The organism is Natrinema sp. H-ect4, from assembly GCF_041894845.1.
In the GTDB taxonomy this organism is placed as follows: Archaea; Halobacteriota; Halobacteria; order Halobacteriales; family Natrialbaceae; genus Natrinema.
Genome location: NZ_JBHDYC010000025.1, coordinates 13,511 through 28,124 on the forward strand (window position 1 = coordinate 13,511; position 14,614 = coordinate 28,124).

The 14,614-nt window shown below is 66.5% G+C and carries 12 protein-coding genes; 4 read left to right on the forward strand and 8 right to left on the reverse strand.

Translation table 11 applies throughout. The features are described from left to right. Positions 1–37 precede the first annotated feature (37 nt). Complete coding sequence (locus ACEWFR_RS21285; protein WP_374062928.1) at positions 38–499, reverse strand: Rieske (2Fe-2S) protein; 462 nt, start codon at positions 497–499, stop codon at positions 38–40. Between the two features lie 96 nt (positions 500–595). Between ACEWFR_RS21285 and ACEWFR_RS21290 the strand changes: the two genes are divergently transcribed. Beyond that, positions 596–1,705: a trans-acting enoyl reductase family protein gene (locus ACEWFR_RS21290; protein ID WP_374062929.1), complete on the forward strand. Its 1,110-nt coding sequence runs from the start codon at positions 596–598 to the stop codon at positions 1,703–1,705. Positions 1,706–1,752: 47 nt separating this feature from the next. On the opposite strand, the gene ACEWFR_RS21295 is transcribed toward ACEWFR_RS21290, so the two are convergent. The 5 genes from ACEWFR_RS21295 to ACEWFR_RS21315 all read right to left on the reverse strand — a co-directional run bounded on the left by ACEWFR_RS21295 (position 1,753) and on the right by ACEWFR_RS21315 (position 6,677). Beyond that, the gene (locus ACEWFR_RS21295) at positions 1,753–2,625 is read right to left on the reverse strand and encodes an aminotransferase class IV (RefSeq protein ID WP_374062930.1); all 873 of its coding nucleotides are present in this window, start codon (positions 2,623–2,625) and stop codon (positions 1,753–1,755) included. After that, positions 2,618–3,331: an aminodeoxychorismate/anthranilate synthase component II gene (locus ACEWFR_RS21300; protein ID WP_374062931.1), complete on the reverse strand. Its 714-nt coding sequence runs from the start codon at positions 3,329–3,331 to the stop codon at positions 2,618–2,620. The genes ACEWFR_RS21295 and ACEWFR_RS21300 overlap by 8 nt, the downstream gene beginning before the upstream one ends. After that, positions 3,324–4,958, reverse strand: coding sequence for an aminodeoxychorismate synthase, component I (gene pabB / locus ACEWFR_RS21305; RefSeq protein ID WP_374062932.1), 1,635 nt, complete (start codon positions 4,956–4,958; stop codon positions 3,324–3,326). Before pabB ends, ACEWFR_RS21300 begins: the two co-directional genes overlap by 8 nt. A gap of 164 nt (positions 4,959–5,122) precedes the next feature. Next, positions 5,123–5,797, reverse strand: coding sequence for a helix-hairpin-helix domain-containing protein (locus ACEWFR_RS21310; protein WP_374062933.1), 675 nt, complete (start codon positions 5,795–5,797; stop codon positions 5,123–5,125). Positions 5,798–5,873: 76 nt separating this feature from the next. Beyond that, entirely contained in the window at positions 5,874–6,677 is an 804-nt protein-coding gene (locus ACEWFR_RS21315) for a shikimate dehydrogenase (protein ID WP_374062934.1), read from the reverse strand. Positions 6,678–6,809: 132 nt separating this feature from the next. Here ACEWFR_RS21315 and ACEWFR_RS21320 point away from each other — a divergent pair, with 132 nt between their 5' ends. After that, the gene (locus tag ACEWFR_RS21320) at positions 6,810–7,754 is read left to right on the forward strand and encodes a calcium/sodium antiporter (RefSeq protein ID WP_374062935.1); all 945 of its coding nucleotides are present in this window, start codon (positions 6,810–6,812) and stop codon (positions 7,752–7,754) included. A 34-nt stretch (positions 7,755–7,788) separates the two neighbouring features. Here ACEWFR_RS21320 and ACEWFR_RS21325 read toward each other — a convergent pair whose 3' ends face one another. Further along, positions 7,789–8,772 carry a hypothetical protein gene (locus tag ACEWFR_RS21325; RefSeq protein WP_374062936.1) on the reverse strand — a complete coding sequence of 328 codons (984 nt, stop codon included), beginning with the start codon at positions 8,770–8,772 and terminating at the stop codon, positions 7,789–7,791. A 67-nt stretch (positions 8,773–8,839) separates the two neighbouring features. Then, complete coding sequence (locus tag ACEWFR_RS21330) at positions 8,840–11,215, reverse strand: PAS domain S-box protein (RefSeq protein WP_374062953.1); 2,376 nt, start codon at positions 11,213–11,215, stop codon at positions 8,840–8,842. A 692-nt stretch (positions 11,216–11,907) separates the two neighbouring features. Between ACEWFR_RS21330 and ACEWFR_RS21335 the strand changes: the two genes are divergently transcribed. Both ACEWFR_RS21335 and ftsZ read left to right on the forward strand, forming a co-directional pair. After that, positions 11,908–13,266, forward strand: coding sequence for a D-aminoacyl-tRNA deacylase (locus tag ACEWFR_RS21335; protein ID WP_374062937.1), 1,359 nt, complete (start codon positions 11,908–11,910; stop codon positions 13,264–13,266). A gap of 158 nt (positions 13,267–13,424) precedes the next feature. Then, complete coding sequence (gene ftsZ, locus ACEWFR_RS21340) at positions 13,425–14,597, forward strand: cell division protein FtsZ (RefSeq protein WP_374062938.1); 1,173 nt, start codon at positions 13,425–13,427, stop codon at positions 14,595–14,597. Positions 14,598–14,614: the final 17 nt, after the last annotated feature.

Here is a 14,614-nt window from a genome sequence, read left to right on the forward strand (position 1 = left end):
TCCCCCGACTCCCGTCATCGGTCGACGAGAACGACGACTAGAACTCGACGTTCGAACTCGAGGCCCGGTCGAGGTCGTCGCTTTCTATCGGGCCGAGACCGACGAACTCGTAGTCCTCGTCGGTCAGGTAGACGTCGCCCTCGGAGACGGTAACTGAGAGATCGGTGAGATAGGCGCCCTCGCAGGGACCGTAAGTACAGTGGCCGGAGTCGGCCTCGAAGTACGCGCCGTGGTTTGCACAGATGAGTTCCCCGTCTCGCATCGGTGCGCCCGACCCTTTGTCCAGTTTGATGTGGGTGAGGTGCTGGCAGTAGTTCAGCCAGCAGGCGACCGACTCGTCGTCCGTCGTGTCCTCGGCGCGTTCCCCGCCGTCCGTCACTGCGACGCCGTTCGTGACGAGAATCGCTTCCCGTTTCTCGCCCGACTCGTCGGTCACGCGAAAGCAAACCGTCGAATCGTCGGGCACATCCGACAGCGCCGTGATCCGTCCTGCGTCCATTACCGCGTCCGTTACCGGTCGGTGGTCCTGAACGTTACGACACTGAGTGGCACATGTCTGACTGAGATTTAACCCCCTCTCCGACGAACGGCGCCTATGGACTCCCTTCTCATCTACGGCTCCTACGGCTACACGGGACGGTTAATCGCACGTGAAGCCGTCGCGCGCGGCGGCTCACCCGTCGTCGCCGGCCGCGACGGTCGCGCGGTCGCCGAACAGAGTGACGAACTCGGTGTCGAGGGGCGGACGTTCGACCTCGAGTCGGGCGATCCGGCCGCACATCTCGGGAGTTTCGACGCCGTCCTGAACTGTGCGGGCCCGTTCGTCGACACCGCCGAGGCGCTGGTTTCGGCCTGCCTCGAGACGAACACGGACTATCTGGATATCACGGGCGAGTTCTCGGTGTTCGAGTGTCTCCGCCAGCGCGACGCCCCAGCTCGAGATGCGGGCTGTACTCTCTTGCCCGGCGTCGGCTTCGACGTCGTGCCGTCGGACTGTCTGGCTGCCGTTCTCGCGGAGCAACTCCCCGAGGCCGACGAGTTGCGGCTTGGAATCAAGGGCGCCAGCGGACTCTCACGGGGTACCGCAAAAACGCTCGTAGAGCACCTCGGTAACGGCGGCGTCGTGCGCCGGAACGGGCGACTCATTCGGGTGCCGACCGCCTTCCGGACGCGCGAGATAGATTTCGGTGACGGGCCCGAACATGCCGTCACGATTCCGTGGGGTGACGTCGTCACCGCGGCCCACACCACCGGTATCGAGTCGATCGAGGTCTACGCCGCCGCGCCGTCGTGGGCGACGAGGGGATTGTCGGCCGTCGATTCGCTGGGATGGCTCCTCGAGCGCCGGCGCGTCGAGGGACTGCTGAAGCGGCTGATCGACGCCCGCCTCGACGGCCCCGACGAACAACAACTCGCAGCCGGCAGCGCCGTCGTCTGGGGCGAGGTCACCGACACTTCCACGGGTCGGCGGGCGCGGGCCCGCCTCCGAACGCCGAATCCCTACGCACTGACTGCCGAGTCCGCGGTGACGGCCGCCGAACGGGTCCTCGAGGGCGGCAAGCGGATTCCCGCGGGCTTCCAGACGCCGGCGTCGGCGTTCGGGAGCGAGTTCGCCCTCGAGCTGTCGGGGACGGAACGCGAACTAGTCGACGCACCGACCACATCAGATGGGGCGGATAGAACGGCTGTCGAACCCGAGCGCTGACGGGAACGGCTGCGTTTGCGAGACGGACCCCGGTCTTCTCGAGTCCGTCACTCGTAACACAGGCGCTCGACGCGCTCGTCGTACAACCGCGAGAGCCGCTCTGTTATGGGACCGCCACCGATATCCCGCCCGTCGAGCGTCGCGATCGGCCGCAGTTCCCAGGTGCGATTCGTGAGAAACGCTTCGTCCGCCTCGAGCACGTCCGCGAGTTCGTATCGTCCCTCTCGAGTCGGAGTTCCGTCTTCGGCGGCCAGTTCGAGAACGATCTCTCGAGTGATCCCCGGCAGAACCGGCCCGTCGGTCGTCGGCGTGAAAAGTTCGCCGTCGCGGACGAAAAACAGGTTGCTCGTCGCGCCCTCGGAGACGCGGCCCTCGAGGTCGCACATGAGCGCCTCGTCGGCCCCATCCTCGAGTTCCGCACGTGCGAGAATCCCGTTCAGATAGTTGTGGGTCTTCGCCGCGGCCGGAATCGCCTCGTCGGGAACCCGCCGCGTTTCGACCGTCTCGACCGTCGCCGGGCCGTCCCAGACGGGTTCGCCCTCGAGCCCGCCCCGCGGGAGGGGTTTGACGTAGACGACGACGGTCGGATCGACCTCGGGATCGGGCGTGAGCTTCCCCGGCTGGACGCCGCGGGTGATCGACAGCCGGACGTAGGCGTCCGCGAGGTCGTTGGCCGCCAGCGTCTCGTCGATCCGCGCCCGGAGGTCGGCAGCGGCGAGCCCGTGCTCGAGCGCGAGGGCCTCGCAGGTTCGCTCGAGGCGCTCGACGTGGGCGTCCCACGCGAAGACCGTCCCGCCGTAGGCCCGCAGCGTCTCGAAGGCGGCGTCCCCGTACCGAAAGCCCCGGTCGTCGACGCTGACGGTCGCCTCGCGGGCAGGGACGAGGTCGCCGTCGACGTGGTAGGTGCGGTCGTCACTCATCCGTGACCTCCGCGTTCCGCTCAGTCGACGCGGCGAATCGACAGAAATTCTCGATCATCCGTTTGCCGAGTGCGAGAGAGATGTCGGTCCCGTGCCCGCCGGTTCCGCTCCGCTCGTCTACGCGTCCGTTGCCGTCCGATTTCGTCGCCGCGTCGGACTGCGCTCGCGTCAGGATGCTCTCGGGGTGAAACTGCACGCCGAGATGGGGCTGTTCCCGGTGGCGAACCGCCATCAAGACGCCGCGCTCGTCGGCCGTTCGAGCGGTTTCCTCAAGTGGGGCCGGAAGGTCGTCGCGCTCGACCGCCAGCGAGTGGTAGCGACCGACCTGAAACGTCGACGGGAGTCCGTCGAAGAGTACCGTGCCGTCGTGGGTGATCGTCGACGGTTTCCCGTGGACGACGTCGGGAGCGCGGACGACCGGCGCACCGTGTGCCGCACACAGCGCCTGATGCCCGAGACAGACGCCCAGAATCGGGTACCCGGTCTCGGCGAACAGCGGGATCGAGACGCCGGCGTCCCGCGGGGTTCCCGGCCCCGGCGAAACGACGATGCCGGTCGGCTCGAGGTCGCGGACGCCCGCGAGATCGATCGCATCGTTGCGCCGGACGGTCACCTCGTCCGCTATTTCGCCCACGTACTGGACGAGATTGTACGCGAACGAATCGTAGTTGTCGATGACCAGGATCCGAGTGGGTGCCTCACTCATCCGACTCACCGCCGCCGGTCCGCTCCGAGTTCGGTTCGCCGCTCCCCTCGAGTCCCAGTTCGGCCCGCTCGCCTAACGCCTCGTCGACCGCCGTGATGAGCGCGCGGGCCTTGTCGAGGGTCTCGTCGTACTCCCGAACCGGGTCGGAGTCGTGGACGATCCCCGCGCCGACCCGCAGGTGATACTCCTCGGCGTGGCGGACCAGCGTCCGGATGACGATATTGAGCGTGGCCCGCCCGTCGAAGCCGAAGATGCCGACGCTGCCCGTGTAAGGTCCGCGCCGAGTCGTCTCGAGTTCGTCGATGATCTCCATCGTCCGCGGTTTTGGCGCGCCGGTGATCGTCCCGCCCGGGAAGACCGCCCCGATGGCGTCGGCCAGCGTTTCGTCGTCACGCAACCGGCCGGTCACGTTCGAAACGAGGTGCATCACCTCGGCGTAGCGGTCGATCCGACGGTACTCCTCGACCGCGACGGAGCCGTACGCACAGACCTTCCCGAGGTCGTTGCGCTCGAGGTCGACCAACATGGCGTGTTCGGCGCGTTCCTTCTCGTCGGCGAGCAGGTCGTCCGCGAGCGCGCCGTCTTCCTCGGGCGTCTCGCCGCGCGGCCGGGTGCCGGCGATGGGCTCCGTTCGGACGAACTCGCCCTCGCGCTCAAGTACCAACTCGGGACTCGCGCTCACCAGGTCGGCCGCCCGGAACTCGAGCAGACAGGAGTAGGGTGCCGGATTGACCCGCCGCAGGGCGTCGTAGGCAGCGACGGGGTGGACCGCGGCGGGCGCGACCAGCCGCTGGGAGACGTTCGTCTGAAAGGTGTCGCCCTCGCGGACGTACTCTTTGACCCGCCGCACGCGATCGGCGAATGCCTCCCGACCGCAGTCGCTCTCGAACGTCGCTTCCGGGCTCGAGACGGGTGGCTCCCCGATTCCGGGATCGCCGTCGCGGACGGCCTCGGCGAGTTCGAGCGCTCGGTCGCGGCCGCGCTCGTAGGCCGCCTCGAGGACGGCATCGGTCGGTTCCACCTCGCTCTCGAGGTCGAAGTCGGAGTCGGAGTCGGGATCGCCGATCCGCGGACAGGCCGTGATCCGCAACGTTACATCGCCATCGGTGGGCTCCTCCCAGGCCGCGAACCGATCGTAGACCGCGACCTCGAGACGGGGGAGCCCTCGGTCGTCGACAGCAGCGTCTGGCAGGGTCTCGAGTTCGCGGGCCACGTCGTAAGAGAGCCAGCCGACGGCCCCGCAGGGGACGGGCACGTCGCAGTTTCCGCGGGCGAGCCGATCGCTCGCGAGCAGGCCCTCGAGTGCGGCGAGCGTCGGCGACTGCTCCGAGTCGCGGGTTCGCGTCACGGCGTCGGGACCGACGGTCAGCCGGTCGACGGGATCGACGCCGAAGTACCCCCAGCCGGGCTGGCCGCCGGTCGTCTCGAGGAAGGCGGAGCCGTCACCGTCGCGTGCTCGCCGGTAGGCGAGAAACGGATCGGCGACGGACACGCGGGCCTCGACGGGGACGCGGCGTCCGGCGGGCGTCGGCGGCGCGGCGCGGTCCGTCTCCGCCCCACCGCGTTCGCGGTCGCGAGCGGCGGCGCGAAACGAATCGAGCGTCGTCACGACGCGCGGATCGCTCATGTCCCCCGAGAGGAGGGCTGGGGTAATCATCTTGCGGTTTCGGGGCACAGAATAGCGCCGGAAACTGACGCCGCGAACGGTCGAAATTGACGCGGAGATGCGCGGTTCGAAGAAGAGAGAGAAAGGGGGGAGAGGGGGAGATGTAACGGGCGGCGTGTCGTCCGTTATCTGACTTCGGCGCGATCGATCCAGCCCTGGATGCGCGTCTCGGAGATGTCGGTCTGTTCGGCCAGTTCGGCGGCGTCGGCGACGGCGAGTTCGCCGATCGTGTCGACGCCCGCGCCGGCGAGGCGGTCGGCATAGGCCGGACCGATTCCCTTGATCTCGACGACGGGTTCCGGGTTGGTCTCTTCGAGTTCGGCGTCCGTTTCCGGTTCGGGTTCGGGTTCGGATTCGGCCTCTGATTCCGACTCACCCACTGACTCCGGTTCGGATTCGATGTCGTCGACCGTCTCGGATTCGGCGTCCCCCGTGTCAGCCTCGGCCTCGGCTGCCGCGGCCGATTCGGGTGTCAGCTCGCTGTCGGCGGTCTCTGTGTCAGGCTCGGGTTCCGTCGCTACGTCGGGTTCGGCCTCTTCGACGGGCGATTCGTCACTCGTGTCGGCCGACTCCGCCGCCGTCGATTCCGTCGAGTCGTCCCTCTGCAAGCCGGTTGCAGCCGACTGCGTCGGCTCGACACTCGCGTCGTCGACCGTTTCGTCTCGATCTGCGTCGCCGGCAGTCCCGTCGTCCGCCGTCCCTTCCCGTTCGACCGTTACTCCGACCTCTCGAGTGCCCCCGCGCTCCGACTCCGACTCGTCTAACCCCAACAGGGACTTCAGTTTCTGGAGGATTGCCATTATCTCGTCGTAGACGGTTCCACCACTTAAATTCGCCTGATACTGACACACCAGCGGCCGCAGACACCGCGTCGGCTCACAGTCGCGATCGAAGCGCGCTGTTCATCACATCGACAGGTGCGTCCCGGCCCGTCCAGATCTCGAACGCCTCGACGCCCTGATAGAGCAACATCCACGCGCCGTCGATGGTCGTCGCCCCGGCGGCGGCCGCATCGCGCAGGAGCCGCGTTTCGATCGGGGTGTAGACCGCATCGAGGACGGTTAACTCGTCGTGGAGCGCGTCCGCGGGGACCGGCGTCTCGGTCGATTCCATTCCGACGCTCGTAGCGTTGACCAGCACGTCGGCGTCGGCCACGAGTTTGTCGAGTTCGCCGAGTCCGTGGTCGGTCGCGCGGGGCACCTCGGCCGCGAGGTCGCGGGCCGTCGACTCGGTTCGGTTGGCGATCGCGACCGTCGCGCCGGCGTCGGCGAGACCGAAGGAGGCCGCTCGGCCGGCACCGCCGGCGCCGACAACGACCGCTCGCGCACCCTCAATCTGAGCGTCGTGAGCGCGCAACGCGCGCAGCGTGCCGACGGCATCGGTGTTGTACCCCGTCGGCGGGCCCGAACCCGAGAAGTCGATCGTGTTGACCGCGCCGATCCGGGTCGCCAGATCCTCGGGGGCGACGATCTCGAGGGCGTCCTGTTTGAACGGGATCGTCACGTTCAGTCCAGCGATCCCGAGCGCGTCGGCCCCCTGGATCGCGTCGTCGATATCGTCTTCGTCGGGCTCGAAGGTTACGTAGCGCGCCTCGAGCCCGAGTTCGTCGTACGCGGCCTCGTGCATCGGCGGCGACAGCGAGTGACCGACTGGATTGCCGAGTAAACCGTAAACGTCCATAGCCATCGTTTCCTGTCACTCGACGCGGCAGGACCATAACCGGTCTGGCTTCCACCGCGTTCGGCCTCGCTAGATATACGAACGACGGTCCGTTTCGCGTCGTTTTTACACCCCTCTCGAGTAGCCGGTGCCATGCTCTCCGGAACCCCGCTCGATCTCCTCTTGGTGGCGGGCGGGATCGTCGCGCTCTATGGTGGTGCAGAGTTGCTGGTCGCGGGCGCGGGGCGGCTAGCGCTGGGGATCGGGCTCCGAGCAGCGACCGTCGGCGTGACGGTCATCGCGTTCGCGACGACCGCGCCGGAACTGTTCGTCTCGACGATCGGCGCGCTGAACGTCTCGAGCGACGTCGGACTCGGCACGGTCGTCGGCTCGAACATCGCGAACATCGGACTGGTGCTCGGCATCTCCGCGCTGATCAAACCGCTGCAGATCAGTGACCGGGTACTCCGGCGGCACGTTCCCGTGATGGTGCTCGCGGCGATCCTGTTGGTCGCCCTCGGCGCGAACGGACGGATCGGTCGCCTCGAAGGGGTGGTCTTCCTGCTGGTCCTCGCGGGGTTCACGGCGGGTATCCTGTACTCCATCAGTGGGGAGTCTCCGCCGATGGTCGACGAACCCGACGCGGAGTCGGGGGCGTCCATGCGAGACATCGCGCTCGTCGTCGGTGGGCTGGTCGCGCTCGTCGTCGGTTCGCGGTGGCTCGTCGCCGGCGGGACGAGCCTGCTGTCGGCGCTCGGCGTCTCGGATCTCGTCATCGGTCTGACGGTGCTCGCCCTCGGCACGTCGCTCCCGGAACTGGCGGCCTCGGTCGTGGGCGCGGTCCGTGGCAAAACGGCCTTCGCCGTGGGCAACGTCGTCGGCTCGAACATCTACAACGTCCTCGCGGTGCTGGGAGTCGTTGCGCTGATCACACCGATCGAGGTCCGACCGTCGACGCTCCAGTTCGAACTCCCGATCATGGTCGCGTTCACCGTCGCGCTGGTCGGGCTGATGGCGTACGGCCGGCGGCTGACGCGGATCGACGGCGCGATCCTCATCGTCGGGTACGTCGGATTTATCTTCCTTCTCGTTCCGTGACCGGGGGAGGGGGCGCGGGACCGCATCTCGGAGTTTACGTTGACGGTCCGTCCTGCTGATCGCTCGCGACCGACGACTCGCCGAGCAGGCTCGTGATCTCCCGCGAAGACGACGATTCGCTGGCTGCGGATCGTTCGGCTCGCGGCCGCGACAGCGTCCACAGCATCCGATCGCCGTTCGCTGCTGATGCCGTCGGGACCGGCGCGTCCGCGGCCGTCGACTCGGCCGTCGCCCCGTCCGAAGCGCCGCTCGAGTCGGGACACCGATCCCGCCGGGTGGGACGGCGGACGAGATCCGAAACGTCGGCGAGTGGCCCCTCGACCACCCAGTCGATCCGCAACTGCGGTGCATCGGTCGCGAGTGCGACCTCCGTCGCCTCGGCGTCGTACTCGACGAGACCCGCTTCGGACAGTACCGGGAGGTGCTCGTGGACGAGCGCCGTCGAGACGGTGGTACACTCGGGCTCAGTGACGTCGACGAGCCGCGTCCCGTCGCCGCCCTCTCGCGCGACGACCGCCGCGGCGAGATCGGTGACGGAGACTGTCCCGCGCCGCCCCGCGAGAACAGCACAGGCGGTTCGGCGACGCGGGTTGCGAAGGGCCTCGAGGGTCCGGTTGACCGTCGTCTCGTCGACGGGAAGCGTTTCGCCGGTCGGATCGGCGAGGAGGGAACGGACCCACTCGGACTCGAAGATGGGGTGCTCCGCGAGAGCGACAGTCGTTTCGCCACCGTCGGTGCGTCGGATCACGAGTCCGGCGTCGACGAGCCGCGGAACGTGGGCGTGGATCAGGTCCGTGTGGACGCGCTCGTACTGCTCGTTGGAGACGATCGGACAGTCGTGTTCCACGGTCGTGATATCGATCGCGAGTCGCTCCATCGACAACCGGCTCGACGCCGACGAGCGGTCGACCGAAGTCGTATCCTCGCGCTCGAGTAGCGTCGCGAGCAGGTATCGCCGTCGCGGCGCTGCGAGGACGTCCAGCGCCGTCGTCAGTTCGGCGGATGGGGGTGAACTCATTGCCCGATAGAGGCAACGGGCGGGGGAAAGGAGTGTACCAGCATGCTCTGGTATCCGGCAGTGGTCGTCAGTCGGTCGCGTCGAAATACGCCGAGAGGAGTTTCGCCTGTGCGACTCTGAGGTGCTGGTGGAAGGTCTGTCGGGCGATGCCGAGTCGATCCGCGACCTCGGACGCATCGCTGTTTCGCGTCGGCCACACGAAGTAGCCACCGTGGTAGGCCGCCTCGAGAGCCGTGCGCTGTTTGTCGGTTAGCATCGACTCGACGGTTCGCCGGAAGTCGCCGCGCGTCTCGACCGGTCGCTCGACGGTTTGCTTCGAGCGGAGTCGACTGTCGGGGTACGTCGACGTGATCCGATTGACGAGTTCGCGAAGGTCCGCATTGGGGCTGACCTGGACCGTCATATCGGCGACACCGTCGCGGATCGTTTGCGACTGCAGTCGTGCGCCGTAGTCCGCGAGGTGATCGGTGATCGTCGATCCGCGGACGACACACTCCCAGTAGCTCTCGTCGTCGGCGTCGATGAGCCGCAGTTCCGCGAACGCGTCGTCGTCGCGAGCGACCTCGCGAACGCGTTCGGGATCGGCGTCGGACACGGTGGTGTAGTAGACGAACACTCCGTCAGTCAGCGGCAACACGTGGTCGATCGACAGCGTACAACCGAGTTCGTCCGAGAGTCTGATACAGGCATCGCCCCGATCGGTCGACTCGAACTCGAGTTCGATGACGGTGTCCTGATAGAGGAGTCGGCGAAGCATCATCGCGTTGATCGCGTGGCCGACCGTCCCCCCGAACTCCTGGAGCACCTCCCGCTCCTGGTCGGCGAAGGCCGACGGCTCGTCCGCGGCGATCACGAGCGCGCCGAGGGACCGATCGCTCGCGACGACCGGGACGACGGCGACGGAACCGTACTCCTCCTCGTCGGCGTGGTGTCGCCACGTCTCGATCGGGCTCTCACTGAGGGACCGATACCGCTGGACTGTGCGGGTTTCGAGCACCGACGCGCCGTCCGCATCAGTCGGCGGGTCGACGAACGACGAGAGAACGGGCGCAGACTGGTCGTCGATTCCTGCCCAGGCCACGGGCTCCCACGCGTCCCCGTCGGTCGTCACCGCGGTACCGACTCGGCCGATGACTGCGAACCGGTAGGCGTCGGCCGACGCGAACTCCCGAACGATCGCGGTTTCGATCTCGTCGCGAGTTTCCGCGGCGACCATCGTCTCGTCGATCGTCCGAATAACCGCATTGAGTCGCTCCAGGCGCTCGAGTTCGCGCTCGCGGGCCTTGCGCTCTCGAATATCTCGGCCGACGCCGGTGAAGCCGAGCACGGTACCGTCGTCGTCGGTGATCCGGGCGCTATTGAACTCGTAGGGGATTCGTCGGCCGTCACTCGTCATGACGTGCCCCTCGGCGGTGACGCGCTCTCCCTCCTCGAGGATTCGATCGACCGCGTCGCGAATGTGGGCCCGATCCTCCGGCGCGATAAACTGAAGCGGGTTCATACCGGAGAGTTCGTCCGAGTCGTAGCCGGTCTCGCGTTCGAACTGGTCGTTCCACTGGATCAGTTTCCCCTCGGAATCGTACGCGTAGAGAACGTCTGGCTGCGCTTCGAGGATGCTCTCCGTGAACGCTTTCTCCTCGCGAAGCGCGCGCTCACGGGCCTTGCGCTCGCTGCTGTCGCGGCCGGTCCCGGTAAAGCCGAGCACGGTGCCGTCGTCGTCGGTGATTCGGGCGCTGTTAAACTCGTAGGGGATGCGACGGCCGTCCTTCGTCAGGAGGTCCGCTTCGGCGGTCACGTACTCGTCCTCCTCGAGAACGCGCTGAATCGCCGCGGCGATTCGGTCCCGGTCGTCCGGTGCGATGAATTCGAGCGGGGCCATCTCGGACAGTTCCGACTCGGTGTAGCCCGTCACCGCCGGCAACTGATCGTTCCACTCGAGGTGATTGCCCGTCGCGTCGAACGCGTAGACGATGTCCGGTTGCGCCTCGAAGACGTGTTCGGCGAAGGCCTTCTCCTCGCGGAGCGCTCGAATCTGCTCGTGCTCCTCGGTTCGGTCGTGGACGAACCAGACGTACCCCCCTAGGTCGGCGTCCGAACGGTCGGCGGGGACGCCGACCTCGTCACCCTCCCGGACCGCCGCGATCACCTCGCGAGCCCAGAACCGGCTCCCGTCGCTCCGGACGCGCCACCCGTCAGTCTCGGCGGTTCCGTCGGCTCTCGCTCGCTCGAGCAGCCGCTCCGGCCGTCCGTCGTCGCGATCGTCCGGCGGGAAGACGGTCCGATAGTGGGAGCCGACGATCGTCTCCCCCTCGTACCCCGTGAGGCGACGCGCACCCGCGTTCCACGCGGCGACGCGTCCGTCGGCGTCAAACGGTACGATAGCGCAATCACCGGCGAGCGAACTCAAATCGGCGATATCGAGATCGAAATAGGGCGACTTCATATCAGCTTCGGTGTGGACCGGTTCGTTCGACGTGTTCTCGGTCATTGATCGACCAACCCATCTACGTTATATGTTACCGCTACACACGAAAAGCTACGGGTAGCCGATGCTACGGGTATTTCCGCGGCTCCGGTATCGCTGGCGGAGACGACGCCGACAGTCCGGTGTCAGTAACAGTCTGGTGGAGTGATCGGCCGATCGGGGCTCGGTTTATCATCTTGTTACCCCGGCCTCGGCCCGATTGCCGGTGTCTGATACGCGTTCGAGATCTGGTGATACCGTACCAAAAGCGAGTAGAGGAAGAACACACCAAATAGTTTGAATATAATGCCATTTAAAAATTAATCCAATACGAAGTATCAATTACACATGGAAACCATTGATCTGATAATGCTGTATGGAATTGCAGTACTACTATTTGCCATATTTACACTCCAGTTCGATCTTATATTCCCGAGTTGGGGTGAAACGATCGGATTTCTCGGAATTGGGATTTGTACACTCTCTCTGGTAGCGAAATTCTGGCGTCAAACGGGTATCTGACTATACTTCGGATAGTAATCGACCGATGGTAAGTGGCATGTCCGGACGAACCGATTCGACCGCACCGTTCCTGCGGGGAATGGTCGATCGGTAGTATCACCGCCGTCGAAAGCGCAGGCTATTCGTCGGCCCGGCACCGACGCTCTCCCGTGATCGCGATCGTCGAAAGCCGTGCTGACCGCGCCTCGGAGCATATCTGCCGGCAGCTCCGCGAGCGCGCCGACTGGACGGAACTGACCGACGACGACCTCCCGGCGGCCGACGGCGGCGGCACCTACTACCGGACCGACGGGGCCGAACTCCGCTCGTTCGACGAGTTACACATCGACCTCGAGCGCCCCGCCGACGCCTTCGACTGCGACCCGGACCTGCTCGTCTTCGCCTCCCGGCATTCGGGGGACACCGGCGCGCTACTGACGGGCCACTTCACGGGCAACTTCGGCCCGGCCGAGTTCGGCGGCGAGTCCGACGCGCTGGCCGAGGCCGCGCCGAACGCGCTGAATCGGCTGCTCGAGGCGTTCGACGAATACGCCCCCGAGCGGTACGACGTTGGAATGGAGTGTACGCACCACGGCCCCTCCGAGGTGGGCTGCCCGTCGCTCTTTGCGGAACTCGGCAGCGGCGACGAACAGTGGGATGATCCCGCCGGTGCCGACGCCGTAGCGCGCGCCATCCTCGAGTTACGAACCGTCAACCCCCATCGGTCCAGACAGGTCGTCGGCTTCGGCGGCAACCACTACGCGCCGCGATTCGGACGGGTCGTCCGCGAGACGGCGTGGGCGGTCGGCCACGTCGCGGCCGACTGGGCGCTCGAGGCGATGGATCACCCGACGACCCACCGCGCGGTCCTCGAGCGGGCCTTCGAGGCCAGCAACGCCGACATCGCGCTGCTGGACGGGGAGTGGCCGGTCCTCGAGGAGACGCTCGCGGACCTCGACTGCCGCATCGTGAGCGAGACGTGGCTTCGCGAGGTCGACGACCGCCCGCTCGCGGTCGTCGACGCGGTCGAGTCCGAACTGGGGGCCGTCGACGACGGGATCCGCTTCGGAGACCGGCTCGCGGAGTCGGTCACCGTCATCGGGCTGCCAGCCGATCTCGTGAGTACTGCCCAGGGGATCGACCCCGATCGCGTCCGTGAAATCGTCGCGGCGAACACCGTCGCCTTCGCGACGGATAACGGCGGGAGTCGCGTCGGTTCGCGGGCGGCGGTCCCCGATACTACTGTCGACAGCGAAACCGGGGACGACACCGACTCGAGCGACCGCCGGACGGCGATCATCGCGAAACTGGCTGGCGTACTCGAGAAGAAATACGATGCGGTGACGATCGAGGACGACGCCGTCGTGGCCGAGGAGACGGCGTTCGACCCCGCGCTGGCACACCAGGTCGGCGTTCCCGAGGGACCGAAGTTCGGCGCACTCGCCGACGGCGAGTCGGTCACCGTCGACGGGGAAACGGTCAGTCCCGAGAGAGTTACGATCGAACGGACGCGGCGATTTCCGACTTGATAGGTGCGAAAAGCGACAGTAATACGTTGTTATTAGTCACCGTCCGCCGAATCCGTCTCCTATTCATTCATACACATAATAATAAATTAACGTGTCAGACATGCGTCTGACGTGTAGGGGAAAGGTAATTATGCTCCATTGTTTAGACATGGCCAAGAATGGACTCCATAATCGATAACGCGATTGACGAGGCCGAGGACGGGGAGGCCACGGCCCCCGACGACGCCGCGCCACAGGGTGGCGGATCGGCAGACGGCGGCCCGGAAGACGGGCATCAGACGGGAACGATGACCGACGACGAACTGGAAGACGTCCTGCAGGACCTCCAGACCGACATCACGGTCGTCGGCTGTGGCGGTGCCGGCGGCAACACCATCAACCGAATGCACGAGGAGGGCATCCACGGCGCGAAGCTCGTCGCCGCCAACACGGACGTCCAGCACCTCGTCGAGATCGACGCCGACACCAAGATCCTGATGGGGGAGGAGAAAACGGGCGGACGCGGAGCCGGTTCGCTCCCGCAGGTCGGCGAGGAGGCCGCCCTCGAGAGCCAACAGGATATTTACGACGCCATCGACGGCTCCGACATGGTCTTCGTCACGGCCGGCCTCGGCGGCGGAACCGGGACCGGATCCGCCCCCGTCGTCGCCAAGGCCGCCCGCGAGGCCGGTGCGCTGACGATTTCGATCGTGACGACGCCGTTTACCGCCGAGGGTGAAGTTCGGCGGACGAACGCCGAAGCGGGCCTCGAGCGCCTGCGCGACGTGAGCGACACCGTCATCGTCGTTCCCAACGACCGCCTGCTCGACTCGGTGGGGAAACTCCCCGTCCGGCAGGCGTTCAAGGTCAGCGACGAGGTGCTAATGCGTAGCGTCAAGGGCATCACGGAACTCATCACGAAACCCGGCCTCGTCAACCTCGACTTCGCCGACGTCCGCACCGTCATGGAACGCGGCGGCGTCGCGATGATCGGGCTCGGCGAATCCGACTCGGAGGCGAAAGCGGAGGACTCGGTCAAGACCGCCCTCCGTTCGCCGCTGCTGGACGTCGACATTTCGGGTGCGAGCTCCGCCCTCGTCAACGTCACCGGCGGCAACGACATGGCCATCGAAGAGGCCGAAGGCGTCGTCGAGGAGATCTACGACCGGATCGACCCCGACGCCCGCATTATCTGGGGGACCTCGATCGACGAGAGCCTCGAGGGCAGCATGCGGACGATGATCGTCGTCACTGGCGTCGAATCGCCACAGATCTACGGCCGGCCCGACGGCGAGGACGCCGTCCAGCCCGAAGCGCCTGCGCAAGGCGAGGACATCGACTTCGTCGACTGAGTCGACGGCTCCTCAGA